Source organism: Roseburia sp. AF22-2LB, from assembly GCF_003461125.1.
Classification (GTDB): domain Bacteria; phylum Bacillota; class Clostridia; order Lachnospirales; family Lachnospiraceae; genus Roseburia_C; species Roseburia_C amylophila.
Map to the genome: position 1 here is coordinate 320539 of NZ_QTWM01000002.1, position 24581 is coordinate 345119.

The 24581-nt window shown below is 40.0% G+C and carries 25 protein-coding genes, 2 tRNA genes and 1 pseudogene; 5 read left to right on the forward strand and 23 right to left on the reverse strand.

The window, feature by feature from the left end:
* Positions 1 to 2: 2 nt before the first annotated feature.
* On the reverse strand, positions 3 to 419 hold the full coding sequence (locus DWX96_RS04305; RefSeq protein WP_118056837.1) for a PH domain-containing protein: 417 nt from the start codon (positions 417 to 419) through the stop codon (positions 3 to 5).
* A gap of 179 nt (positions 420 to 598) precedes the next feature.
* Between DWX96_RS04305 and pyrB the strand changes: the two genes are divergently transcribed.
* Together pyrB and DWX96_RS04315 are read left to right on the forward strand one after the other, a co-directional pair.
* A complete protein-coding gene (gene pyrB / locus DWX96_RS04310) occupies positions 599 to 1513 on the forward strand; it encodes an aspartate carbamoyltransferase (protein ID WP_022243183.1) in 915 nt (304 codons plus the stop codon).
* A 5-nt stretch (positions 1514 to 1518) separates the two neighbouring features.
* Positions 1519 to 1959, forward strand: coding sequence for an aspartate carbamoyltransferase regulatory subunit (locus DWX96_RS04315; RefSeq protein ID WP_022243184.1), 441 nt, complete (start codon positions 1519 to 1521; stop codon positions 1957 to 1959).
* Positions 1960 to 2064: 105 nt separating this feature from the next.
* On the opposite strand, the gene DWX96_RS04320 is transcribed toward DWX96_RS04315, so the two are convergent.
* From DWX96_RS04320 to DWX96_RS04345, 7 genes are all read right to left on the reverse strand, one after another.
* Positions 2065 to 2730: a hypothetical protein gene (locus tag DWX96_RS04320; protein ID WP_330416143.1), complete on the reverse strand. Its 666-nt coding sequence runs from the start codon at positions 2728 to 2730 to the stop codon at positions 2065 to 2067.
* Positions 2684 to 2896, reverse strand: a complete 213-nt coding sequence (locus tag DWX96_RS14795; protein ID WP_330416144.1) for a hypothetical protein — start codon at positions 2894 to 2896, stop codon at positions 2684 to 2686. The genes DWX96_RS04320 and DWX96_RS14795 overlap by 47 nt, the downstream gene beginning before the upstream one ends.
* A 308-nt stretch (positions 2897 to 3204) precedes the next feature.
* Positions 3205 to 3432 carry a KH domain-containing protein gene (locus DWX96_RS04325; RefSeq protein ID WP_022243186.1) on the reverse strand — a complete coding sequence of 76 codons (228 nt, stop codon included), beginning with the start codon at positions 3430 to 3432 and terminating at the stop codon, positions 3205 to 3207.
* 12 nt (positions 3433 to 3444) lie between these two features.
* Positions 3445 to 3690, reverse strand: a complete 246-nt coding sequence (rpsP, locus tag DWX96_RS04330; RefSeq protein WP_022243187.1) for a 30S ribosomal protein S16 — start codon at positions 3688 to 3690, stop codon at positions 3445 to 3447.
* A gap of 49 nt (positions 3691 to 3739) precedes the next feature.
* Positions 3740 to 5101, reverse strand: a complete 1362-nt coding sequence (gene ffh / locus DWX96_RS04335) for a signal recognition particle protein (RefSeq protein ID WP_118056838.1) — start codon at positions 5099 to 5101, stop codon at positions 3740 to 3742.
* Position 5102: 1 nt separating this feature from the next.
* Positions 5103 to 5447, reverse strand: a complete 345-nt coding sequence (ylxM, locus tag DWX96_RS04340) for a YlxM family DNA-binding protein (RefSeq protein ID WP_117946616.1) — start codon at positions 5445 to 5447, stop codon at positions 5103 to 5105.
* 313 nt (positions 5448 to 5760) lie between these two features.
* Positions 5761 to 5844 (reverse strand) — tRNA-Leu (locus DWX96_RS04345).
* 183 nt (positions 5845 to 6027) lie between these two features.
* Between DWX96_RS04345 and DWX96_RS04350 the strand changes: the two genes are divergently transcribed.
* Positions 6028 to 6112: transfer RNA gene (locus tag DWX96_RS04350), tRNA-Leu, on the forward strand.
* Positions 6113 to 6166: 54 nt separating this feature from the next.
* Here DWX96_RS04350 and DWX96_RS04355 read toward each other — a convergent pair.
* The gene (locus tag DWX96_RS04355) at positions 6167 to 7042 is read right to left on the reverse strand and encodes a tyrosine-type recombinase/integrase (protein ID WP_118056839.1); all 876 of its coding nucleotides are present in this window, start codon (positions 7040 to 7042) and stop codon (positions 6167 to 6169) included.
* A 439-nt stretch (positions 7043 to 7481) separates the two neighbouring features.
* Between DWX96_RS04355 and DWX96_RS04360 the strand changes: the two genes are divergently transcribed.
* Positions 7482 to 8249 carry a carbon-nitrogen hydrolase family protein gene (locus DWX96_RS04360; protein ID WP_118056840.1) on the forward strand — a complete coding sequence of 256 codons (768 nt, stop codon included), beginning with the start codon at positions 7482 to 7484 and terminating at the stop codon, positions 8247 to 8249.
* 314 nt (positions 8250 to 8563) lie between these two features.
* Here the strand turns inward: DWX96_RS04360 and DWX96_RS04365 are convergent, their stop codons facing one another.
* From DWX96_RS04365 to DWX96_RS04390, 7 genes and pseudogenes are all read right to left on the reverse strand, one after another.
* Positions 8564 to 9340: an NYN domain-containing protein gene (locus DWX96_RS04365; RefSeq protein ID WP_022243191.1), complete on the reverse strand. Its 777-nt coding sequence runs from the start codon at positions 9338 to 9340 to the stop codon at positions 8564 to 8566.
* 22 nt (positions 9341 to 9362) lie between these two features.
* A pseudogene (gene pyk / locus DWX96_RS04370) lies at positions 9363 to 10784 on the reverse strand (pyruvate kinase); the annotation flags it as partial.
* Positions 10785 to 10829: 45 nt separating this feature from the next.
* Positions 10830 to 10967, reverse strand: coding sequence for a hypothetical protein (locus DWX96_RS14225; protein ID WP_156454686.1), 138 nt, complete (start codon positions 10965 to 10967; stop codon positions 10830 to 10832).
* 97 nt (positions 10968 to 11064) lie between these two features.
* On the reverse strand, positions 11065 to 11469 hold the full coding sequence (locus DWX96_RS04375; protein WP_118056841.1) for a hypothetical protein: 405 nt from the start codon (positions 11467 to 11469) through the stop codon (positions 11065 to 11067).
* 198 nt (positions 11470 to 11667) lie between these two features.
* Positions 11668 to 12279: an HAD family hydrolase gene (locus tag DWX96_RS04380; RefSeq protein ID WP_118056842.1), complete on the reverse strand. Its 612-nt coding sequence runs from the start codon at positions 12277 to 12279 to the stop codon at positions 11668 to 11670.
* Between the two features lie 18 nt (positions 12280 to 12297).
* A complete protein-coding gene (locus DWX96_RS04385) occupies positions 12298 to 13572 on the reverse strand; it encodes an adenylosuccinate synthase (RefSeq protein ID WP_118056843.1) in 1275 nt (424 codons plus the stop codon).
* A gap of 228 nt (positions 13573 to 13800) precedes the next feature.
* Entirely contained in the window at positions 13801 to 14688 is an 888-nt protein-coding gene (locus DWX96_RS04390) for a LysR family transcriptional regulator (protein WP_117698476.1), read from the reverse strand.
* 148 nt (positions 14689 to 14836) lie between these two features.
* Here DWX96_RS04390 and DWX96_RS04395 point away from each other — a divergent pair, with 148 nt between their 5' ends.
* Positions 14837 to 16186 (forward strand): MATE family efflux transporter, encoded by a 1350-nt coding sequence (locus tag DWX96_RS04395; protein ID WP_118056844.1) that lies wholly within the window; start codon positions 14837 to 14839, stop codon positions 16184 to 16186.
* A 99-nt stretch (positions 16187 to 16285) separates the two neighbouring features.
* Here the strand turns inward: DWX96_RS04395 and DWX96_RS04400 are convergent, their stop codons facing one another.
* The 7 genes from DWX96_RS04400 to DWX96_RS04430 form a co-directional block, all read right to left on the reverse strand.
* Positions 16286 to 17038 carry a zinc ribbon domain-containing protein gene (locus DWX96_RS04400; RefSeq protein WP_118056845.1) on the reverse strand — a complete coding sequence of 251 codons (753 nt, stop codon included), beginning with the start codon at positions 17036 to 17038 and terminating at the stop codon, positions 16286 to 16288.
* A gap of 11 nt (positions 17039 to 17049) precedes the next feature.
* Complete coding sequence (locus tag DWX96_RS04405; RefSeq protein WP_158564612.1) at positions 17050 to 18684, reverse strand: zinc ribbon domain-containing protein; 1635 nt, start codon at positions 18682 to 18684, stop codon at positions 17050 to 17052.
* Between the two features lie 131 nt (positions 18685 to 18815).
* Entirely contained in the window at positions 18816 to 19679 is an 864-nt protein-coding gene (locus DWX96_RS04410) for a DegV family protein (RefSeq protein ID WP_118056847.1), read from the reverse strand.
* A gap of 190 nt (positions 19680 to 19869) precedes the next feature.
* Positions 19870 to 21492 (reverse strand): chaperonin GroEL, encoded by a 1623-nt coding sequence (groL, locus tag DWX96_RS04415; RefSeq protein WP_117840855.1) that lies wholly within the window; start codon positions 21490 to 21492, stop codon positions 19870 to 19872.
* Positions 21493 to 21559: 67 nt separating this feature from the next.
* Positions 21560 to 21844: a co-chaperone GroES gene (gene groES, locus DWX96_RS04420; RefSeq protein ID WP_022242508.1), complete on the reverse strand. Its 285-nt coding sequence runs from the start codon at positions 21842 to 21844 to the stop codon at positions 21560 to 21562.
* A gap of 232 nt (positions 21845 to 22076) precedes the next feature.
* The gene (locus DWX96_RS04425) at positions 22077 to 22865 is read right to left on the reverse strand and encodes a Cof-type HAD-IIB family hydrolase (RefSeq protein WP_118056848.1); all 789 of its coding nucleotides are present in this window, start codon (positions 22863 to 22865) and stop codon (positions 22077 to 22079) included.
* A 213-nt stretch (positions 22866 to 23078) separates the two neighbouring features.
* Positions 23079 to 24572, reverse strand: a complete 1494-nt coding sequence (locus DWX96_RS04430) for a glutamate synthase subunit beta (RefSeq protein ID WP_118056849.1) — start codon at positions 24570 to 24572, stop codon at positions 23079 to 23081.
* Positions 24573 to 24581: the final 9 nt, after the last annotated feature.

Genomic DNA, 24581 nt, shown 5'->3' on the forward strand with positions numbered 1-24581 from the left:
GCTTATGAGTCTAAATCATCAATATCTGTGCCAGCTCCAATATCTAACGTATTTAAAGTACGGCGTTTCATTCTTGCAATTTCGGATGCTTTTAAGATGTAATTTTTTACTTCCCTGGAATGTTTAATATGTGTCAGCCGAAGCTCCGGTGTAGTAACATCTCCGGTATAACAGATTACAGTTCCAAGTCCGAACATCCGCTCCAGCAAAGTTGCCGTTAATTTTACATCCTGTACCTTATACATATAGCAGTCATTTTCTTCAATTTTGAATAAGCCTGCATCTACTGTAATTACACTTGGTTTGATGATATATTTGGTAAAGGTCCATGGCAGACCGAAAAAGAGTATTCTCTTGCGTTCTGTGTACTGGGCATCCTCATCAAAGTCCATCTGCATATCGTTTCTTTCCTCAATCATTTTTGCTCTCCTTCTCTTTGCATCACCTTATGATACCCTACTTTATCATATACTGAAAAATTTTTCAAATTTCAGAATATTGCGTCTTTATATTTTACCTTGAATTTTATATTTTATTATTATATGATAGTAAAAATGCCTAGATGACATTACTAAAAACATCATACAGGAGGAATCTTATGCGACACTTAATGAGTCCCCTCGATTTATCCGTAGAGGAGCTGGATCAACTGCTGGATTTAGCAGGTGATATTGAAAAAAATCCACAAAAATATGCACATGCCTGTGATGGCATGAAACTTGCAACCTGTTTCTATGAACCAAGTACCCGTACCCGTCTTAGTTTTGAAGCTGCCATGTTAAACCTTGGTGGTTCTGTTCTTGGTTTTGCCAGTGCAGACAGTTCATCCGCAGCAAAAGGTGAAAGTGTTTCCGATACTATCCGAATCATTTCCTGTTACGCAGATATATGTGCCATGCGTCATCCAAAGGAAGGTGCGCCTCTCGTAGCTTCCCAGAAATCTTCTATTCCAGTAATCAACGCCGGTGATGGCGGTCATCAACATCCAACCCAGACATTAACTGATTTATTAACCATTCGTTCTTTAAAAGGGAAATTAGACAATATGACAATCGGTTTATGCGGTGATTTAAAATTCGGCCGGACCGTGCACTCTCTGATTAATGCACTGATTCGTTATCCCGGAATCCGCTTCGTTCTTATTTCTCCGGAAGAACTTAAAATTCCGGACTATATCCGCGAAGACGTTCTGGTAAAAAATAATATTCCGTTTGAAGAAGTAACAAGACTGGATGATGCAATGCCAAAACTTGATATTCTTTATATGACCAGAGTGCAGAAGGAACGTTTCTTCAATGAAGAAGATTATGTCCGTCTGAAAAACTATTACATATTAGACAAGGAAAAAATGAAACTTGCCAAGGACGATATGTATGTTCTTCATCCACTTCCTCGTGTCAATGAAATATCCGTAGAAGTAGATGATGACCCAAGAGCTGCTTATTTCCGTCAGGCACAGTACGGTGTCTATGTGCGAATGGCTCTGATTCTTACACTATTAAAATGGAGGTAATCAATATGTTAAATATCAGTGGAATTCATGAAGGTTTCGTTCTCGACCATATCAAAGCCGGTATGAGCCTTTCTATCTATCACAATTTAAAGCTGGACAAGTTAGACTGTACCGTTGCCATTATCAAGAATGCCAAAAGCAATAAAATGGGAAAAAAAGACATCATCAAAGTCGAATGCCCGATTGATGCCTTAGACTTAGATATCTTAGGTTTTATCGACCACAATATTACCGTAAATATTATCAAAGGCGATAAAATCGTTGAGAAAAAAGAACTGCATCTTCCAAAGCAGGTAAAAAATGTAATCCGTTGCAAGAACCCACGCTGCATTACTTCCATCGAACAGGAATTAGACCAGATTTTCCTGCTCACAGATGAAAAAGAAGAAACCTATCGCTGCAAATACTGCGAAGAAATGTATACCGACTACGGTTTTCGCGCATAAGTAAAATTGTTAAAAAGTGCACAGGAACGAATTCCTGTGCACTTTTTATGAAACTATATAACTGCTTTTCTTTTCCCCTAGAAAAAAACTTACAGTTTTATCTTTTTATCTTGACAATTGTCCACAGATTTTCTCTACATCATAGTCTGGTGCCATATCTCTTGCCAGTTCATATATATTTTGAATTTTTTCCGGAGTTTCTTCTAGCATATCCGCAATTTCTTCTACAGATTTTCCTTTTTTCATTTTCTTTATTACAAGTGAAACTAAACTCTGCTCTATTCCATGCTCGACTCCTGCCTCAAATTCTGCTTTCCTTAATTTCTTTTCCTCTTCCTCTTTGTCATATTCAAATATACTCATAGCAATTACCTCCGCCTGATTTTTCCTAAGGAAATCTGCCAGAATATTTTCATGGATGCATTCTGCAACTGCTTTTTGTACAGCAGCATCTACTGGCATCTGTTCCGTAAAAACACGCACTTTTGCGACATAAATGGAATATTCCCTCAATATCTGGCACTGGGACATTAACTCCGTGTTGTGCCCCACATTCACATTAAATGTGGTAACAACAAGCTCCAAAGATGGATTGTCTGTTGCATGATAAAACGCATCTGACAGCCGTCTGGTACAACAATCCTCTATCGGCATGCTTCCGTTATAAAATACAATAAAATGGGGATTTGGAATTTTCTGCAACGCAGAAGAATATAGGGATTTCTTATCTACAAGCCTCTGGTATTCTGCTGCAATATAAAATAATAGCATTTTCTAAAGTTACAATTTCCAGCGCATCTGCATCCGTATAATTACTGCTATTAACCGCATTATAAAGTGACAGCAAAGCTTCCTTTTCCGAAAATAGCATGCGAAAAATAGTGTCCTTGAATTTACGGTTTGCTACCGGTGTGTTTTCATTTGTTTCTCTTGTCATAGGCAAGTCCTCCTTGTATGTGGCAGGAGAACCATTGCTACAAAATCCACTGCTGTACCTCTCCTGCTTTTTTGATTAATTAGTGAATAAAAGCATAGATAGATACAGAAATGTCATGTTCAAAATGAAACAAGATTTGAATAATAGAATTTGCTATTTCGATTGTATTAATGTATGCTTTTTTGTATTTTAACATATGTCGCACAATGGTACAAGATGGAAAAGTGCACAGGAACGAATTCCTGTGCATATAGATAAAAAGGAAGCAACAGATTACTCTGCTGCTTCCTTTTATGTCATCGATATTATTACATAATATCAACGATTACTTTTTTGTTTTCTTTTGAGGCTGCTGCTTTCACAACAGAACGGATTGCCTTTGCAATGCGTCCCTGTTTTCCGATTACCTTACCCATGTCGGACTGAGCTACGCGCAGTTCCAATACGATGGCTTTCTCGTTCTCTGTCTCTGTGACATTGACCTCATCCGGGTAATCTACAAGTGATTTTGCAATTACTTCTACTAATTCCTTCATAGGTACACCTCACTATTTTACGATACCGGTTGCTTTGAAGATACGGTTTACGGTTTCTGTTGGCTGTGCGCCGTTTGCTAACCATTTCTTAGCCAGTTCTTCATTTACATGGTACTCACTAGGATCCTTAGTTGGGTCATAAGTTCCAATCTCTTCGATGCATTTTCCATCTCTTGGGGAACGGGAATCTGCAACTACGATTCTATAGAAAGGAGCCTTTTTCTGTCCTAATCTTCTTAATCTGATCTTTACTGCCATTACTGTTTCACCTCCTTGAATTATGCTATCCTAAGCAAATGCTTATATGTTAAAAAGGAAACTTGAATTTTCCCATTTTACCACCGCGTCCACGTCCACCCATAAGTCCGGGCATCTGTTTCATCATTTTCTTCGCCTGTTCAAACTGCTTTACCAGACGGTTTACTTCACTGATATCTACCCCTGCACCTTTTGCAATCCGGTGCTTACGGCTCGGATTCAAAAGTGAAGGATTACTTCTTTCCTTCTTTGTCATGGAATAGATGATGGCTGTTGTACGTGCCATATTTTTCTCAGCTTCACCTTCATCAATATCCGGCATCTTTCCGCCGCCCAGTCCCGGCAGCATTCCAAGAATATTGCCAAGACCGCCCATTTTCTTCATCTGTTCCATGGAAAGCAGATAATCATCAAAGGTAAAATCCGCTTTCTTCAGACGCTGCTGCATGTCTTTGGCTTTTTCTTCATCTATATCAATCTCACTCTGTGCTTTTTCAATGAGTGTAAGCACATCGCCCATGCCAAGAATTCTGCTTGCCATACGATCCGGATAGAACTGTTCCAAATCGGAAAGTTTCTCACCCATACCAACATAAAGAATCGGCTTTCCGGTTACCGCACGGATAGATAATGCTGCTCCACCCCGGGTATCACCGTCTAACTTTGTCAGCACGACTCCGTCAATTCCAATCTTCTCATCGAACGTTCCTGCCACATTTACGGCATCCTGTCCGGTCATGGCATCTACAACCAAAATGGTCTGTGCCACATCGACATTTTCTTTTATCTCAATCAACTCATCCATCATATCTTCATCTACATGAAGACGTCCGGCGGTATCTAAGATTACAACCTGATTGCCATTCTTTACTGCATGCTCAACTGCCGCTTTCGCAATATTTACCGGCTTATTCTTATCGCCCATGGAGAATACTTCAACTTCCTGCTTCTCTCCATTGATTTTCAACTGCTCAATAGCAGCCGGGCGATACACATCACAGGCTACCAGCAGTGGTTTCTTGCCCTTCTGCTTTAACTTACCTGCAATCTTAGCGGTTGTGGTGGTTTTACCAGCTCCCTGAAGACCTACCATCATAATAACGGTAATCTGCTGTCCCGGACGAAGTGCTATCTCCGTTGTCTCGGAACCCATGAGCTTAACCATCTCTTCATTTACAATTTTAATTACCATCTGTCCAGGATTCAGTCCGTTCATTACATCGGAACCAATTGCACGCTCCTGCACCGCTTTGGTAAACTGTTTTACTACCTTAAAGTTAACATCTGCTTCAAGCAGAGCCATCTTTACTTCTTTCAGTGCTGCCTTCACATCATCTTCCGTAAGCCTTCCCTTACTGCGAAGATTCTTAAATACATTTTGAAGTTTCTGTGAAAGACTGTCAAATGCCATATTACAGCTCCTCCAATATTTCTCCCGAAATTCTCTCTATTTCATCAATTACTGTATCCTTGCGTCCTGCCCGGAAGCTTTCCGCTAATTTGTTAATCTCTTCTACCTTCTGCTTCGTCTCTAAGAACTTCTTTACCAGATGAAGCTTCTCTTCATAGCCTTCCAGCATCTTATTGCACCGCTTAATCAGATCATGTACACCCTGGCGGCTGATGCCCTCGCAGGAAGCTATCTCGCCTAAAGATAAATCATTGAACACGAAATCTTCGTAGATTCTTCTCTGATGTTCATTGAGCAGCTCTCCATAAAAATCATATAAATAAGCCTGTTCTACTTTTTCTTCCATGTTCTCACTCCTTGCGACCTTAGCTATCATACTATAAAGGAAGCAGGGTGTCAAGTATTTTTTCTTGACACCCTGCTTTTTCTTCTATTACACTCGCTTTTCATTTTTCCGAATATTTGTTATACGCTCCTTTTTACAATTCATCAAGAAATTTCAGAGTTGCAAAGTCTGCCACCGGCAGCTTCTTACAGATACTTTACAATAGAACAAAGAATGTGCCTTAGTGCATCCTCGCGGAACGTTTTTTACTTTACAGGAAAGCAATTTCCTGCAAAGTTAAAAAAAAACCTTGATATCATCAAGGCTTTTTTCATGCAGGAGATGGGACTTGAACCCACACGATATTGCTACCACAGGCACCTGAAGCCTGCGCGTCTGCCAATTCCGCCACTCCTGCGAACAAATGATATTTTACCGTTTCAACGGTAATAAGTCAACCCCTATTTTTAATTTTTTCCCTTTTTTTGAAAAAATATATAAAATTGACAAAAATCGAAAAAAGTTAAAAATAGGCATTGACAATTGTCCCGGAATTTGTTACTATTTACAAGTCGTCATGAGACGTAAGTTCATACGGTATGCGGAAGTGTCGGAACTGGCAGACGAGCAAGACTAAGGATCTTGTAAGCATTGCGCTTGTGTGGGTTCAAGTCCCATCTTCCGCATTCAATGAAAAGATGAGGAAACCTTTATTATAGAGGTTTCCTTATTTTTTGTTATTATAATGTCTGAACACTGTTGAACACGTTATTCATCTTGCTACCGATAGCTGTTTCGTAGGCACTGGAACGATTGTCCATAGTATCAGTGACATACATATAATGTTTGGCAGTTGTAGAAAAATCTTTATGTCCAGCAAACATTCTGATTTCTTCATCTGTAAGAACTTTAGATGCTCCCATGTTAGAAATGCAAGTTTTGCGAATGCTATGATTTCCCTTTTGTGGTGTTTTTAACATACGATTTAATCTTCGCAGTACATTATTGATTGCATCATTGTTCATTCTAGTTCCATCTTTCGTAAGCATCAAATATTCAGATTTAAAACCACGCATTTGGTTTGCTTGAACAATCATTGAAAAGAATACTTTTGCTTCTTTTATCAAATAAAGTTCTCTATCCGAATTTATACTTTTTAGATATGGAGAAATTTCATATCCATTTCTTCTGATTTTCCCATTCGACAGTTTTTCATATACTTTAATTTCTTGTCTTTGAATATGTACTGTATCTTCTTCAAAATCAGAAACCTTTAAAGCTACAACTTCTCCGACTCGTAAAGCTAATGCGAAGTTTAAGCACACTGCTAAGTAAGCTGTATTTTTTGTTTTATAGTATTGCTTTATTGCTAATTCTATAAGTCGTGTTTCTTCGTCATTGACAAATACTTGTTCAGTTACAGCTTTTGTAGGGTTAACAGAAAATTTTTTTCGTGATATATTACGAATTAAACGTGATATATTTTGGGTACAAATTTTCTTTTCAATAGCATAATCAAAAAGCATATTCAACAATGACTTCATTTCTTTAAACTGACGTGCAGTCAAATTATATTGTGTAATTTTATTAAGATACCAAGTTTTTAAAGTTGGCACATCAATTTTTAAAATTTCATTTTTTATGAATGCATCATTTCGACGTAATTTTTCATTGCGGAATATATAGTTTTTTTCAATATTATCACCTCACAAATGATATAAAAAATGTTTATTAATTTCTCTAACAAGCTTGCAATGCTAATATTATATGGTACTAAAATTGAGTAGTCTATTAGCAAAAGAAAACGAAAATTTTAAGTTGGAAATCAAATAGTCGAGTTGGTTCTCGAAATAATAGAGTGCAATAATTTTTTTTTAATGAATATAGAAATCATCATTTTATTAAAAATCGTTAATGCTGTGAATTGTCTTTGTGCAATTTGCACAAAGCAAACTTACGATAATGTATCAGTTTGAAATTCATCTAGCAAATAGAACATCATTAGTGTATACTTGCTCTATAAATTGTTATTTGTAGAGAGAAGATGATTGTTAAATGAGAATTGCTGCGTATCAATTTGCTGTATCTGGAAATATTAGTGAGAATTATAAAGAAATAGAAAAAGCAATATATATCGCAAAAACTGAAAAGGTTCAGTTGCTTATATTTCCAGAATGTTCATTAACAGGGTATCCTCCGAGAAATATATCTAATGCGTCATGTGTTGATTTTAATCTTGTTCAGATAATGTGTGATAAACTTCAATCAATAGCTAACAAAAATGACATTTCATTTATTATTGGAACTATATTTAAAGAAAAAGAAATATACAATAGAGCAATGTTGTTTCAGCCTAATAGTCAAATTGAGTTCTATGATAAGCGTGCCTTGTGGGGATGGGATAAGGATAATTTCACAAAAGGCAGTAATAATGGAATATTTGAAATGGAAGGGATAAAATTTGGAATAAGAATTTGTTTTGAAATCAGATTTCCTGAATTCTTTCGAGAACTATACAAAAGAAATACAGATATAAATCTAGTTCTATTTTATGATGTAGCAGATATAGATGATAACGAAAGATATAACATGATTAAAGGACACTTACAAACTCGAGCAGTTGAAAATGTTACTACCACTATTTCTGTAAATGCTATTTCACCATTTCAAACGGCTCCGACAATGGTCCTTGGAAAATCGGGGCAGTGTATAAAAGAATGTGTTAGAAATAAACCTGAACTTTTGATTTATGATTTTGAAAAGACAGAGAATGATTTCGGCGAAAATGGAAGGATATCAATATCTGATATGTTGATTGAATAGAGTGCAATTAATATTTCAAGACAATGAATTGGTTAACTTCCAGTTTGTGAAGTTGAACACCTTTTTGAACACGTTACGATAGAAGTACACTGAAAGCCTTTCTGTTATTCGGTTGGTTTGTGGGGCAATGGGTTCAAGTCCCATCTTCCGCATTATTTAATGGAGCGGGAAGCCTGATAAATCAAGGCTTCCTGTTTTTTTGCTTATAACCAGATTTTAGTTACAGCATGTATCTACGCTTTAAAAATATTATGTAAAAAGCTTCTTTCGCCAGCCAAATACAACTCTGGAAAAAGAAGCTTTTACATTCTTTTCTACTCTTTTATTTTTGCATACACAACCTTCAACAGCTTATTGTGTGGATTCTCAATCGGGTTTAATTCAATGCTCCTAAACTTCTTTAAGAAGGTAGAAAGTTTACTACACTGGTAATTTCGTGGGTCAAAGCCCGGAATACGTTTGCTCAGATTGATTCCAAGCTCAGAAATATTAATCCAGCCATTTTCCTCTGCATTGCTCCGGATAATGGAGATTACCTCCTTTTCAATATCCGAAAGCTTCGGAAGGTTGTCATTGTCCCCGGCATCCTTTTCCGAAGATGCATTCGTATTTCTTCTTGTGGTGGCTGTGCGCTGTTTTTCCTCTGCTTCTTCCTTATTATAAAGTAAATCAAGATACTTGAAATTCTCACAGGCATTTACAAAGGACTTCGGTGTCTTCTCTTCTCCCATTCCGATTACCATCATACCAGCTTCCTTTAAGCGCATGGCAAGTTTGGTAAAATCACTGTCTGACGACACCAGACAGAAACCGCTGACTTTGCCGGAATAAAGAATATCCATGGCATCTATAATCAATGCTGAATCAGAAGCACTTTTTCCTGCAGTATAATTACACTGCAATTCCGGTGTCAGAGCATACTCCTGCATATTTTTCATCCATGCAGATACGCTCGGATTCGAATAATCTCCATAAACCCGCTTATAAGTAGCCACCCCGTAATTGCTGACCTCATCCATAATTAGTTTCACATATTTATTGGATACATTTTCTGCATCAATCAGCACTGCTAATTTCGGTTGTTCATTCATACTATCTGCGCTCCTATTTCTTTAAGTGTCCCGTCACTACTACACGAATCAGATTGGTGGTACCGGAAATACCCAATGGAATTCCAGCTGTAATAACCGCCAAATCTCCATGCTGTACATATCCATGCTGTTCTGCGGATTCCATTGCATTATTAAACAATGCTTCTGTATCCGTCTCTTCCTGTATCATAAGTGGTGTTACGCCCCAGGAAAGATTCATCTGATAATAACTCTTTTCCGATGGGGTACAGCCGATAATTGCACATTTCGGACGATATCTTGAAATCATGCGGGCAGTCTTGCCGGATTTGGTTACCGTAACAATTGCTGCCGCATTGATGTCAATGGCAGTCATACAGGTTGCATGGGAAATGGCATCGGTTACATCCGGATTATCAATCTTCTCCAGCTGGCGGAAACGTTTCTCATAGTCAATATCATTTTCTGTATATTCTGCAATCTCTGTCATGGTTTTTAATGCCTCCACCGGATATTTTCCGGCAGCAGTCTCACCAGACAGCATAATTGCACTGGTTCCATCATAAATAGCATTGGCTACATCGGTTGCTTCTGCTCTGGTCGGACGCGGATTCTTCATCATGGAATCCAGCATCTGTGTTGCCGTAATAACAACCTTTTCTGCATGGTAAACCTTTTTTATAATTTTCTTCTGAATTGCCGGAACTTCACGAATCGGAATCTCCACTCCCATGTCTCCTCTGGCAACCATAATGCCATCTGACACTGCCAGAATCTCATCAATATTATCTACACCCTGACGGTTTTCAATTTTAGAGATAATCTTAATGTCATTGCAGCCCTGCTCTGCCATAATTTTCCGTAACTGCAGCACATCATCTGCACAGCGTACAAAAGATGCTGCAATAAAATCTACACCCTGCTCAATTCCAAATAGAATATCGGAGCGGTCTTTCGGGCTGATATAAGGCATGGACAGATTTACATTCGGTACATTAATTCCTTTGCGGTCTGAAATCACACCGCCATTTTCTACTTTACAGGTAATCTCAGTTTCTGTCACATTGGTTACCAGCATTTCAATCAGTCCATCATCGATCAGAATTCTGGTTCCGGCTTTGACATCATGTACCAGATTCTTGTAAGTAATAGAGACCCGCTCTTTATTTCCCATAATATCATTGGTGGTGAGTTTAAAGGTATCTCCCGGAAGCAGTTCTGCTCTGCCACCCTCCAGCTGTCCAATCCTGATTTCCGGTCCACTGGTATCAAGAAGAATTCCAACCGGTCTGCCCAGTTCCTTACGCATCTTTTTTACACGATCCATGGTTACTTTATGTTCTGCCTGTGAGCCGTGGGAAAAGTTAATTCTTGCCACGTCCATTCCATTTTCCATTAACTGTTTTAATACTTCATCATCCTTTGTTGCCGGTCCTAATGTACATATAATTTTTGTCTTTCTCATATTCTGTCCTTTCCTGCTACAAGCCCTCTATCTTCTTTTATTCATTTATACTTCTTTCGTCTTTTCCTGTTCCTCTTTAGAAGAAGTCGCATCCTCTCTGCCATGATGCTCATACCACCAGCATGCAGCAACTGCTGCCGCTGCCATAATGCCCATAAGCGCTACTACAATATCCTGTGCCATATTTTATTATCCTCCTATCACAGTTATGACCTGATATTGTACGCAAAGAAACCTATGCTCCTCTGCGCACAGGTAAATTGCTTCTAACTTGTGATAGTCAGCCCTTCGCTCCATCCTGATGATGGATATAGCCTATAATGACACTCCTGCTGTCCAAAACATCCTTTGATTTCCGTAATTCAAAGTTCCAGCCGTCTTTTGCCTGATTTTCAGGCAATACTGCTGCCAGGGATAATGCTGCTCCTTCCAAATCGTTGTTTTTCTCCGACAATCTGCGGTATCCTGCTGTAATCCTGCCGGTCTCACGATTTCCCAAAAGTTCTTCAGTACAGCTCTCTGATGGTCTGGATAAATGTGCTGCCTGTATGAAATTCTGGTTCGCAGTATCTTCACATACAAAGGAAGAATCTATGTTGATATTTTCAACATACATTCCTGAAACCGTCATAATAACAGCCACTATGAGACTTATCAGCTTTTTCTTTAAACCTGTTATCCTCATTGTATTCTCCCTGCTTACTGTGCAACTGCGAAAACACGCTTTACAGGAAAGCAATTTCCTGTAAAGTAAAAAAACTGGCAGGAGTAACTCCTGCCAGTTGCGTTGCTACCCGTCTGCTTACGCTCATTATAAGCATTTCGCTATTGAAATGCAAGAAACGAATAGACAATTATTCTTTTTTTACATAATCTTTACTTATTAACTACCGGATACGACACCAAGTTCCAAAAGCCTTCTCTTTGCCTGCTGCTGATTCTGAAACTGTATGCCTGTAATGCCAAGCTTTTCTGCCGTCTCTATGTTTTCCGGACGGTCGTCTATGAATACACATTCCTGTGGCACTAAATGGTATCTGTCCAGCAATAGCTTATAAATTTCCACTTCCGGCTTGATGCACTTCACCTGATAGGAAAAGATTGCTCCGGTAGTCTCCTTTTCAAAAGAAAGTTCTTCTGTTGCTTTTTCATAAGTGCTCTTTGGAAAATTAGATAATATATAGGTATGATATCCATTTTTCTCAAGGCTTCGTATCCACCGCACCGTATATGGATAAGTACGAATCGTCTCTCCTACATGGTCATAAAAGAGTCTGATTTCTCTTTCATAATCCGGTGTTTCCTTGATGCATGCAGCAATAATCTCTTCATCCGGCTTTGCTCCCCGGTCGAATTCGTTCCAGGTTACGGAACGGACGGTAGCATCCGCCACACATTCAAAAGTTTCCCCCTCAAAACCGAGCTTATGAAATACTTCTTCCCAGCAAAAGTCTACCAGCACTTTTCCTACGTCAAAGATTACATTTTTTATCATCACAATCTGCCTTTATTCTTAACGATAAATGATATCATTTCTTCCCGGTCCGTTAGAAACCATGGTAATCGGATATCCAATCTGTTCTTCAATGAATTCTACATATTTACGGCAGTTTTCCGGAAGGTCTTCGTATTTCTTAATTCCACGGATATCTGTCTTCCAGCCCGGAAGTTTCTTTAATACAGGTTTTGCTTTTTCAAGCTTTGTGGTTACAGGGAAGTCTGTGGTTACTTCTCCGTCGATTTCATATCCTACGCAAACCGGAATCTCATCTAAATATCCTAAAACATCTAACACTGTAAATGCTACATCGGTAGTTCCCTGCATGCGGCAGCCATATTTACTTGCCACGCAGTCAAACCATCCCATACGTCTTGGACGTCCTGTGGTTGCACCGAATTCTCCGCCGTCTCCGCCACGTTTTCTTAATTCATCCGCTTCTTCGCCAAAGATTTCGCTAACGAATGCACCTGCACCAACAGCAGAAGAATATGCTTTACATACAGTAACAATTTTCTTAATCTCATATGGTGGAATTCCTGCACCGATTGCACCATATGCAGCCAATGTAGAAGAAGATGTTACCATCGGATAAATTCCGTGATCCGGATCTTTTAAGGTTCCAAGCTGTCCCTCTAAGAGAATGTTCTTTCCTTCTTTGATTGCTTTATCAAGATATAAAGAAACATCACAGACATACGGAGCAACCATATCACGGTACTCATGTAATGTATTTAATAATTCAGTTTTATCCAGTAATGGTTTGTGGTACATATGCTCCAACATAATATTTTTCATTTCACAGATACGGTCTACCTTTTCTGCCAAAGTATCTTCATCGAAAAGTTCACTTACCTGAAAACCGATTTTAGCATATTTATCTGAATAAAATGGTGCAATACCTGACTTGGTTGAACCGAATGATTTCTTGCCAAGACGCTCCTCTTCGTACTGATCAAAAAGCACATGATACGGCATAACAATCTGTGCACGGTCAGAAACCAAAAGCTTAGGTGCCGGTACATTACGGTCTGTAATAGACTTCATCTCATTGAAAAGCTTCGGGATATCAAGTGCAACACCATTTCCGATAATACTTGTGGTATGTCCGTAGAACACTCCTGATGGAAGGGTATGTAATGCAAATTTTCCGTAATCATTTACGATAGTATGTCCTGCATTTGCACCACCCTGGAAACGGATAATAATATCTGCTTCCTTTGCAAGCATATCAGTAATCTTGCCTTTTCCTTCATCTCCCCAGTTTGCACCAACTACTGCTGTAACCATTTTTATTTCCTCCTTATAATAAGAAATATGTTCTTCTCGCTGCTCGCGTAACTATGAGAAACACGCTTTACGAGCTACTCGCGGAGCGTTTTTTACTTTACAGGAAAGCAATTTCCTGTAAAGCAAAAAAGAACCGGTGTAAAAACCAGTTCTCTGCTTCTTACTTTCTGATTATAACGAATCAGATATTATAAGTAAAGTCAATATTCCTTATACTCGGTATAAGTTTTACTTATGTTGTAATAATTTCAACAATTTTTCTGCTGCTGCAGTCAACGGAACCCTGTCATCTGAAACAATACAGAACTGTCTGGCAGGAATCTTCTTATTAAATGTAATCTGAAACAGTTCCCCCTTTTCAATTTCTTCCTGAGCAAAGTCCCTGACCACATTTGCTATGCCAAGGCTCCTTTTCGCAAACTGTATCAGCATATCGCTGGTGGCAAGTTCTATCTCCGGATGAATCACAACGCCTTCTCCCAGCAGAAATTCCTCTACATATTTTCTGGTAGAGGTATTTCCCTCCAGGCACATAACCGGCAGATGTTCCAATTCTTTATAGCTTAATTTACCGCCCTTTAAATATTCAAATTTTCGTCCTGCCACAAAGACATCTTCTATCTCACGCACCGGAATCACATGCATATTCTTCGTTGTCTCCATGGGCGTGCTGACTACACCAAAATCAATTCTACCGCTCTGCAGATATTTCAGTGTCTCCGGTGTCGGTGCATTGGTAACTGTAATTCTGATTTTCGGATACTGCTCATGAAACTGTTCCAGATAAGAAAGCAGATAAAACTGCAGTGTCATATCGCTGGCTCCGATACATACTTCTCCGCTGGTCAGCTCCTGCATTTCAAGGAATTTGCGTTCGCCTTCCCGGATGGTCTCATAGCCCCGCTGCACATAGCCGTAAAGTGTCTGCCCCTCTGCAGTCAGACGCACCCCTCTGGATGTCCGCATGAAAAGGGTGGTTCCCAGTTCCCGCTCCAAATTACGGATTGCCTGGGACACTGCCGGCTGTGAAACATTCAGTTCTTCTGCTGCCAATGTAATACTGTGAAGTTTTCCTACATAATAAAAAAATTTGTAATATTCTAAATTCGTATTCATGAGCGAATTATACCATAATTAAATTGATTTTTACATTGTCATTTTTATTTTACCAATGTATACTAATCCCGTTTCCAAAGAATATAGTACTTTTTTCTCATATAGTGCAGAACATTTCTGCAAAAAATTATGAAAGGAGCTTATAATTATGACGAAAGATATGACAACCGGAAATCCACTGAAATTAATTCTTTTCTTCTCACTTCCTGTATTGTTCGGAAATCTGTTCCAGCAGTTCTACAGTATGGTAGATACCATCATTGTAGGACAGTTTTTGGGAGAAGATGCCCTGGCTGCTGTAGGTGCAACCGGTTCTATTATGTTTCTGGTACTTGGTTTTGCATCCGGACTTGCCCAGGGATTCGGTGTTATGGTATCACAGGCTTTCGGTGCAAAGGATGAAAGCCGTTTAAAGCATATTGTTGCTTTATCCTTCCTCTTAACCATAATCATTTCCGTGGTTCTTACCGCATTGACTGTTACTACTTCCCGGGAGCTTTTAATCTTTATGAACACACCGGATAATATTCTTGATATGGCAGACTCTTATATCCGGGTTATCTTCTGGGGTATCATTACCAGTATGATGTACAATGTTGTTTCCGGAATTTTAAGAGGTGTTGGTGACAGCAAGACTCCATTATACTTCCTGCTGTTTTCCTCCGCTCTTAATATTGTGCTGGATTTATTCTGTATTGTAACTTTAAAACTAAATGTTGCAGGTGCTGCATATGCCACCGTAATCTCACAGGGTATTTCCGCTGTTCTCTGTCTTATTTATATGTACCGTAAATTCACGATTCTCCGCACCAGAAAAAGTGATTACTACATCGACCGCGTGACAACCGCCCAGATGATGGGACTTGGTATCCCGATGGCTTTGAACTACTCTCTGATAGCTGTTGGTTCCATGATTCTTCAGTCTGCAGTAAATGTATTTGGTTCCAGTGCTGTTGCAGCCTTTACTGCTGCATCCAAGGTAGAACAGATTTCTACCCAGCCAATGCCGGCTCTTGGAACCACAATGTCTACTTACTGCGGTCAGAACTTAGGTGCCGGAAAATACGAACGCATCTTCGATGGCATGAAGAAGGCCTTTGGAATCGCCCTTGGAACTGTTGCAATTGCTGCATTCATCTGTACTGTATTTGGCCGTTCCATTGTTTCCCTTTTCTTAAGCGAACCGACGGAAGCCATTTACAGTTATGCCACACAGTACTTAAATACCATCAGCTGCTTTTTCTTCTTTCTTGCTCTTATTTACCTTTATCGTACTTCTTTGCAGGGACTTGGAAAAGGTATCATGCCTATGGTCAGCGGTATCTTTGAAATGATTTGCCGTGTCGGTGTCGTATGGCTCCTTTTAAATCCATATGGATACTGGTCAGTCCGTCTGGCAAGCCCGGTAGCATGGATTGGTGCCGGTGTACCACTTATGATTTCCTATCTTGTTTGGAAGAACCGGAAAAAGAAACAGCTCTGCAGTCAGGCTGTATAAAATCCTGTGCCTGCAATGCTGCAGCAGAAAAGAAGCCCCATTCTGAATAATCAGACGATGGGGCTTCTACTTTACTTATTACTTATTTCCTATTCCAGTTTATGCAACCGGATTTCCGCACTTGGTACAAAACTTATTTCCAGCTACAAGCGGAGCACCACATTTACTGCATACCGGCTGTACTGGCTGCTGTGGCTGTACTGGCTGGCTCTGGAACTGCCCCTGCTGTGGCGGCATTGGCTGTCCCTGGAACTGTCCCTGCTGCTGTGGCGGCACTGGCTGTCCCTGGAACTGTCCCTGCTGTGGTGGCACATTTCCATACATATTCTGCTGTGGCATTCCCTGATATCCGTTCATCATTTTCTGTCTGATTAATGGTTTCTCAGCCTGAAGTACGTTGATAATAATCAACAGATCCAACACTACAATTGCCAGAATAAACAATATATTAAATATAAATCCGGCTGTAACTTTCGCTGTACAGTAATTATCTGTTGCCTCCTTATTTACTCCGACGCAAAGTGCAATCCAGAAAATAAAGTCAACAACAGCACAGCTTCCGGATGCGATTGCAGCAATTTTATCTTTTAATACGCTCTTTAAGCACCAGAGAGCCAGCATAGCGATTGGAAGCAGCAGCATTATGATGCAGATTATTTTCGGGTCTGTTACACTTTCACCCTCTATCTTAATACCTGTCATAGCTTTAAAAGCGCTGATTTTAATATTTCCATATCCTGCACAGGATACCATAAATGATGGCACAAAGAAAAATACCATTAACAAAATAGATAACAGACGAATGATATTTTTCACATGAATGTGCTTTGTAAAATTATTTCCAGAATTCATTTTCTTCTCCTTTAGTTTCCAAACTGAGTTAAATTATCAGTTACTTCGTAAGTATAATCAACCTTCTGAGTTACAACCAAATCATTAAACATCTGTGCCCCATCTGTATAACCCTCAACATTATCCCATCCATCATCATACTCTAAATCAGTATATCCTTCGATATCACCATATGTATTAAAGTTCTGGCTTCCATCGGATAATGCCATAATATTTGTATATTTTACCGGGAAGTATACAACAGTTGGCTCAAATGCATTTTCTGCACTGGTTACAGTTGTCGAAAATACCAGATAAAGGACGTTCGTATCACCCCATGTATCACTGTTTTTTGCAACCAGATAATAAGAACCTTCATAACTGAATCCGGAATTTCCAATATAGGAATTGTTATTTGCAAAATATGCATCTAACGCATCTGTTGCTTCATTTTTCATGGAATCCAGATTGTCTGCTGAAATATCTGCAGCAGATGTTACATAAGAATCTACTCCGGATACAATATATTCTTTTGATGTCTGTGTGAATTTGTAACCATTTGCCAATGCATTCTCTTCTGATTCATCAACTGTTAAAGTTACGGTATCTCCGACATCAAGACTGTCATAATCTTCAAAATTGAACCACAGATAACGTAAATAGTCATCCTCTGAATTATTTGTCCAGTTTGGATATACATAAGGTGGTGTTCCCGAAAAGGTTACTTCGATATCTTCAAACGGATCAACTTCTTTTACTTCTTCCAGTCCTTCTACTGTAAATTCCTGTTCTTTGGAAAGAATTTTAACTCCTGCTTTTTTCTCATAATCTTCATCCCATGAAGCAGTAACAGTTACCACATCCCCATTTGACAGGTCTGAATCCGGTTTCACATCAAAAGTAATACTGTCAATCAAATCCCAGTTACTGCTTCCCATCACATCAGCAAGGTCACTCCAGTCAAGGTCATCAAGAGATTTTACATTTTTAAGTTTCTTTCCCTGTGCCTTGATAACAGCTTCACTGAATCCGGTCTCGTCGAAATCAACATATGCTGTTCCTGCTGTTTCATATCCGTTATACTCTACAGAAATATAATCGTTGATATTTACTTTCTTTTTCTGATTCTTCACTACCACAAGTGCAACAATTGCAACTACTACAACTGCAATGACCGCAATAAGCAATGCCCATAACTGTTTCGTCATCTTAAATGGTTTCTTAGGCGGGCGTGCCTGCTGTGGCTGTCCCTGGAACTGTCCCTGCTGCGGCTGTCCCTGGAACTGTCCCTGCTGTGGTCTTCCCTGGAACTGTCCCTGCTGTGGTCTTCCCTGGAACTGTCCCTGCTGCGGCTGACTCTGGAACTGTCCCTGCTGCGGCTGTCCCTGTACTGGTGTTTCCTGCTGCGGCTGTTCCTGTACCGGTGCTTCCTGTTCTGCCGGCTGTTCCTGTACCGGTGTTTCCTGCTCTGCCGGCTGTTCCTGTACCGGTGTTTCCTGCTCTGCCGGCTGTTCCTGTACCGGTGCTGCCTGCTCTGCCGGCTGTTCCTGTACCGGTGCTGCCTGCTCTGCCGGCTGTTCCATCTCCCCTTTTAATTTCTGGCCACAATTCGGGCAAAAATCTGCATCATCACCCACTTGTGTGCCACAATTACCACAAAATGCCATTTTCATTTTCCTCCTTCGTTTTACCATGATATGTTACTTGCTTTTATACATTAACAAGTTAAACTATTTCAATTCTACACAATATTTTGTGGTTGGTCAATCAATTTTACCGAGAATTTACACTTTAAATCTTATAATTTTCTTGCACAGGCAAGTGCTAATGCTCCCGGTCCGATATGGCAGGATACATTCAAAGAAAGCGGATCCATCATAATGTCTGTAATCCCAAATTCCGCTTCCACTTCTTTGCGGAATTCCATTGCTGCACTTATATCTCCCGTATATGCAATACAAAGCTGCATCTCGTCCTGACACTCCTTAAAGCGGGATGCATAATCATCTTTTACTGCTTTTATCATAATGCTTTTTGCCTGCTTTACCGTTCTTGCTTTTGCAAAAGCATCCAGCTTTTCACCCTGAATCTGTAATACCGGTTTTAATTTCAACAATGTTCCCAGTGCTGCTGCTGCCGGTGTAATTCTTCCACCTTTTTTCAGATAGTAAAGGGTATCTACCATGATATAAATGCTGGACTGGAATTTTGCATCCTCTAAAATATCTTTAATCTCTTTTCCGCTCTTGCCACTCTCTGCCAGCCTGATTGCATCAAATACGGACTGCTTCTGTGTTACGGAAATTCTCTGATTGTTTACTACAAAAACCCTGCCCTCATACTCTTCATCTGAAGATAATGCTGTTGCTGTCTCACAGGAACTGCTCAATCCACTGGATAAAGGAATGTATACTATTTCATCATATTCTTTTAAAAGCTCATCCCAACGGTCTGTAAGGTCTCCTACTGCCGGCATGGATGTTGAAATCTCTGCTCCATCTGTCAGATGCTCATAAAATGTATCCTGTGTCAGATTGATATCCTCAAACAGTGTTTCACCATTTATAAAAAAAGGCATTGGTAATACGCTAATCCCTAACTGCTGCGCTTCTACCTGACGAATTCCACTGGAACTGTCTGTAAGAATAACTACCTTTCCCATTTTTCTTCCTCCTTGCTGTTCAGACTTCATGTTACACAATGAAATAATTGTAACATATTTTGCAAATCAAAACAACTGCCCCCAAAAAACTAACATCAGGAAAAAAACTGCATAGCAAAACTCCTGACTGCATTATCTGCAGTCAGGAGCTCTCTACACTTACTTTTCAGTAATATATTTTATTTTCTTATTACATCATTCCCATACCTGGGTTTCCTGCCGGCATTGCAGGAGCATCTTCTTTGATATTTGCTACAACAGATTCCGTTGTAAGTAATGTAGATGCTACAGATGTTGCATTCTGCAAAGCACTTCTTGTAACCTTAACCGGGTCAAGGATACCAGCTTCTACCATATCTACATATTCTTCTGTTGCTGCATTAAATCCGATACCAGGAGCGGACTCTTTTACTTTATTAATAATAACTGCACCTTCGAGACCTGCATTTGCGGAAATGTAATACAATGGAGCCTCCAATGCCTTTAAGATAACCTTTGCACCGGTCTTCTCATCACCTTCCAATGTCTCAGCAAGCTTTGCAACCTCTTTGGATGCATGGATGTATGCAGAACCGCCACCTGCGATGATTCCTTCTTCGACTGCTGCTCTTGTTGCATTCAAAGCATCTTCCATACGAAGTTTTGCTTCTTTCATTTCTGTCTCTGTTGCAGCACCAACACGGATAACTGCTACGCCACCTGCCAGTTTTGCAAGTCTTTCCTGTAATTTTTCTTTATCAAATTCAGATGTTGTCTCTTCAAGCTGTGCACGAATCTGGCCGATTCTTGCCTGAATTTCTTCTTTATTTCCTTCACCATCAACGATAACGGTGTTCTCTTTCTTAACCTTAACAGATTTTGCACGGCCAAGCTGTGCCATAGTAACATCTTTTAATTCCAGGCCAACTTCTTCTGAAATCACCTGACCACCGGTAAGGATAGCGATATCTTTTAACATTTCTTTTCTTCTGTCGCCATATCCTGGAGCTTTTACCGCTACTACGTTAAATGTTCCACGCAGTTTATTTACAATCAATGTAGTTAAAGCTTCACCCTCGATATCTTCGGCAATGATAAGAAGTTTGGAACCGGACTGAACAATCTGCTCTAACAGTGAAAGGATTTCCTGAATGTTGCTGATTTTCTTATCGGTAATTAAGATGTACGGTTCATCTAAAACTGCTTCCATCTTATCCATATCTGTGCACATATATGCGGAAATGTATCCACGGTCAAACTGCATACCTTCTACCAGGTCAAGCTCTGTCTGCATGGTCTTGCTCTCTTCAATGGTAATAACACCATCATTGGAAACTTTTTCCATTGCGTCTGCTACCATGTTGCCAACGCTTTCATCACCTGCGGAAATAGATGCAACTTTTGCAATCTGGTCTTTTCCGGTTACTTTAGAAGACATTGCTGCGATTGTTTCAACTGCTTTTTCAGTTGCTTTCTTCATACCACGTCTTAAAACGATTGGGTTTGCACCAGCCTCTAAGTTCTTCATTCCTTCCTGAATCATTGCTTGTGCAAGAACAGTTGCTGTTGTAGTACCATCACCGGCGACGTCATTGGTCTTGGTTGCTACTTCTTTTACAAGCTGTGCGCCCATATTTTCGAATGCATCTTCCAATTCGATTTCTTTTGCAATGGTAACACCATCGTTTGTGATTAATGGAGCTCCATATGATTTATCCAGTACAACGTTTCTTCCTTTTGGTCCGATTGTTACTCTGACTGTATTTGCCAGTTTATCAACTCCAGCCTCTAATGCTGTTCTGGCTTCTGTTCCATATTTGATTTCCTTTGCCATAATTTCTTACCTCTTTCTTCTATTTTCCTATTTTATTATTTGTTTTATTTACCAATTATCAATTCGATTATTCTACTACTGCAAGAATATCATTCTGCTTTACGATGATATATTCTTCGCCATCCAGTTTTACTTCTGTTCCGGCATATTTAGAATAAATAACCTTCTGTCCTTCTTTTACCTGCATGGTAACTTCTTTGCCATCTACCACTCCGCCAGGACCAACTGCGATTACTTCTGCTTCCTGTGGTTTCTCCTGTGCAGCACTTGCTAAGATAATTCCGGATTTGGTTTTTTCCTCTGCTTTTAACTGTTTTAATACAACTCTGTCTGATAATGGTACTAATTTCATGATTCATTGCCTCCTTGATTCGGTCTCTTTGTTTTCTTTCTTTTTTATTAGCACTCATTCAAGCCGAGTGCTAACCGATAGTCATATAATAGTTTCTGCGTCTCTTTTTCGCAAGCCTGACCATTTTTTATTTTTCTCTTGTTTCCTTATATTTACTCTTAATATCTCGTTTTTTCTCTCGTTTTCTCACTTTCTGCAATTTGTAACGATTTAATACTTTTTTTAGATTTGTTTATGAAATCAGTCCAAAATGCTCCAATCCCTTATAAATGCCGTCTTCGTGCAATGGTGCTGTGATATAATCCGCTGCTTCTTTTGCTGCTTTGGTACCATTTCCCATGGCAATTCCATGCTGCACATGCTTTAACATTTCCACATCATTGATACTGTCTCCAAATGCATAGGTATCTTCTTTCTCAATACCAAGAAGCTCACAGGTTTTTTCGATGCCGGACGCTTTGGAAAATCCTTTTGGAACAAACTCTGCGCATGCCGCATCATGCACCAGCGGTGTGAAATTCTCTTCCAGATGGGAAAGTACCTTAAGATAAGCATCATCCGGTGTGGAGCAGGAAAACTTACTGATTTCCATAATTGCTTCATTTCCCGTTACCGGCAGCAAATCCTCTCCCAATGTCTCTTTTAGTCTCAAGCCATAAGGGTCTTCTTCAAATTCTTCCAGATCCATATACAAATTCTGGCTTCCCTCATATACCGTAGGAATTCCATACTCTTTTAATATATGTATGGTATCCTCTATCAATTCCTGTTCTAATTTTTTATAAAAAAGTGTTTTTCCATCCATCTCTATCCAGGTACCGCAGCCTGCCACAATTCCGTCGAATCCCAGTGCCAGCAGTCTTTCATCCTGAATAAATGCTCTGGTTCTTCCGCTGCAGAGAAATGCCAGATGTCCATTTTCCCGCAGCTTCCGGATTGCTTCCTTTGTGCTCTCCGGTATCAAAAAATGTTCGTCCCACAATGTTCCGTCAATATCAAAAAATACTGCTTTCCTGCTCATTCTCTTTATGTCCTTTCGCTGTTTCTTCTTCTCGTTCTTTTTGTCACAAGGATTATTTTATGCCCCGGATACAAGATATGTCAACTACGGGAAACACTCTTTGTGATTTTCTCTCGCTGCTAACGTAAATTCAAAAAAGCCGCCTGCCACAGCTCACCTTCCGGCGTCACCATAGTCAGACGACTTTCTTCTATCATTATATTGTAATTTTCATTACTGTACGGAAAGATAAGAATATCCCATCAGACTTTCGTCTACTTCACGGGCTGCTTCTCTTCCTTCACGGATTGCCCATACAACCAGGGACTGTCCACGATGCATATCTCCTGCTGTAAAGACATTTTCCACGTTGGTCTTGTAATGACCGGCTTCTGTTGCCACATTGGTTCTGGCATTTAAGTCTACGCCGAATGCTTTGGCAATGTAATCTTCTGTTCCAAGGAAGCCTGCTGCAATCAGAACCAGATCACAATCTAACTTGCTTTCAGAGCCTGGTACTTCCACCATCTGCATCCGTCCGGTCTTTTCATCCTTTTTGCCCTCTAATTTTACGGTTTTTAATCCGCAGAGCTTACCGTTCTTGTCTTTTAAGAACTCTTTTACGGTTGTCTGGTAAATACGAGGGTCGGAGCCGAACATGGCAATTGCTTCTTCCTGACCGTAGTCTGTCTTGCAGACTCTCGGCCACTCCGGCCATGGATTGTTCTCAGCACGTTCATCCGGTGCCTTTGGCATCATTTCAAGCTGGATGACACTGGCTGCGCCGTGACGGATAGAAGTTCCGACACAGTCATTTCCGGTATCTCCACCACCGATGATAACTACTTTCTTTCCCTTGGCAGAAATATATTTGTTATCTTTAAGCTCGGAATCTAAAAGGCTCTTGGTAGTTGCCTTTAAGAAATCTACTGCAAAGTAAATGCCTTCTGCATCTCTGCCCGGAGCTTTGATGTCTCTTGGATTCTTTGCTCCACAGGCTAAGATGACACGGTCATATTCTTTTAAGAATTTTGCCGGCTTGATGTCTTTTCCAACATTGGCATTGGTAATAAACTCGACACCCTCTTCTTTCATTATATTAATCTTACGGTCAATAACCCATTTTTCCAGCTTCATATTCGGGATTCCATACATCAAAAGTCCACCGACACGGTCATCTCTTTCAAATACGGTAACGGAATGTCCTCTTTTATTCAACTGGTCTGCTGCTGCAAGTCCGGCAGGACCGGAACCGATGATTGCAACCTTCTTTCCGGTACGGACTCTTGGCGGTTTTGCTGCAGCATATCCTTTTTCATAGGCATTTTCAATGATTCCATGCTCATTTGCCTTACAGGTTACCGGGTCTTCCCAGTGTCCACAGGTACAGGCTGCTTCACAAAGTGCCGGACATACTCTTGAGGTAAATTCCGGGAAGTTGTTGGTCTTAGTCAGACGGTTATATGCCTGCTCCCAGTTGTTGGTATACAAAAGGTCATTCCACTCCGGTACCAGATTATGCAGCGGACATCCGCTGGTCATTCCCATGATATTCATACCAGCCTGGCAGAACGGCACGCCGCAGTTCATACAACGTGCTGCCTGTACTCTTTGTTTCTCTTTTGAGAGAGGGGTATGGAACTCGTTAAAGTTCTTGATACGCTCCTTTGGTGCAACCGCTGCTGCATTCTCTCTGTCATATTCCATAAATCCTGTTGGTTTTCCCATTTTGCGTCC

Coding starts and splice junctions, on each gene's coding strand:
- DWX96_RS04305 (WP_118056837.1), bottom strand. CDS start 419: ATGATTGAGGAAAGAAACGATATGCAGATGGACTTTGATGAGGATGCC.
- pyrB (WP_022243183.1), top strand. CDS start 599: ATGCGACACTTAATGAGTCCCCTCGATTTATCCGTAGAGGAGCTGGAT.
- DWX96_RS04315 (WP_022243184.1), top strand. CDS start 1,519: ATGTTAAATATCAGTGGAATTCATGAAGGTTTCGTTCTCGACCATATC.
- DWX96_RS04320 (WP_330416143.1), bottom strand. CDS start 2,730: ATGCTATTATTTTATATTGCAGCAGAATACCAGAGGCTTGTAGATAAG.
- DWX96_RS14795 (WP_330416144.1), bottom strand. CDS start 2,896: ATGACAAGAGAAACAAATGAAAACACACCGGTAGCAAACCGTAAATTC.
- DWX96_RS04325 (WP_022243186.1), bottom strand. CDS start 3,432: ATGAAGGAATTAGTAGAAGTAATTGCAAAATCACTTGTAGATTACCCG.
- rpsP (WP_022243187.1), bottom strand. CDS start 3,690: ATGGCAGTAAAGATCAGATTAAGAAGATTAGGACAGAAAAAGGCTCCT.
- ffh (WP_118056838.1), bottom strand. CDS start 5,101: ATGGCATTTGACAGTCTTTCACAGAAACTTCAAAATGTATTTAAGAAT.
- ylxM (WP_117946616.1), bottom strand. CDS start 5,447: ATGGAAGAAAAAGTAGAACAGGCTTATTTATATGATTTTTATGGAGAG.
- DWX96_RS04360 (WP_118056840.1), top strand. CDS start 7,482: ATGAGAATTGCTGCGTATCAATTTGCTGTATCTGGAAATATTAGTGAG.
- DWX96_RS04365 (WP_022243191.1), bottom strand. CDS start 9,340: ATGAATGAACAACCGAAATTAGCAGTGCTGATTGATGCAGAAAATGTA.
- DWX96_RS14225 (WP_156454686.1), bottom strand. CDS start 10,967: ATGGCACAGGATATTGTAGTAGCGCTTATGGGCATTATGGCAGCGGCA.
- DWX96_RS04375 (WP_118056841.1), bottom strand. CDS start 11,469: ATGAGGATAACAGGTTTAAAGAAAAAGCTGATAAGTCTCATAGTGGCT.
- DWX96_RS04380 (WP_118056842.1), bottom strand. CDS start 12,279: ATGATAAAAAATGTAATCTTTGACGTAGGAAAAGTGCTGGTAGACTTT.
- DWX96_RS04385 (WP_118056843.1), bottom strand. CDS start 13,572: ATGGTTACAGCAGTAGTTGGTGCAAACTGGGGAGATGAAGGAAAAGGC.
- DWX96_RS04390 (WP_117698476.1), bottom strand. CDS start 14,688: ATGAATACGAATTTAGAATATTACAAATTTTTTTATTATGTAGGAAAA.
- DWX96_RS04395 (WP_118056844.1), top strand. CDS start 14,837: ATGACGAAAGATATGACAACCGGAAATCCACTGAAATTAATTCTTTTC.
- DWX96_RS04400 (WP_118056845.1), bottom strand. CDS start 17,038: ATGAATTCTGGAAATAATTTTACAAAGCACATTCATGTGAAAAATATC.
- DWX96_RS04405 (WP_158564612.1), bottom strand. CDS start 18,684: ATGGCATTTTGTGGTAATTGTGGCACACAAGTGGGTGATGATGCAGAT.
- DWX96_RS04410 (WP_118056847.1), bottom strand. CDS start 19,679: ATGGGAAAGGTAGTTATTCTTACAGACAGTTCCAGTGGAATTCGTCAG.
- groL (WP_117840855.1), bottom strand. CDS start 21,492: ATGGCAAAGGAAATCAAATATGGAACAGAAGCCAGAACAGCATTAGAG.
- groES (WP_022242508.1), bottom strand. CDS start 21,844: ATGAAATTAGTACCATTATCAGACAGAGTTGTATTAAAACAGTTAAAA.
- DWX96_RS04425 (WP_118056848.1), bottom strand. CDS start 22,865: ATGAGCAGGAAAGCAGTATTTTTTGATATTGACGGAACATTGTGGGAC.
- DWX96_RS04430 (WP_118056849.1), bottom strand. CDS start 24,572: ATGGGAAAACCAACAGGATTTATGGAATATGACAGAGAGAATGCAGCA.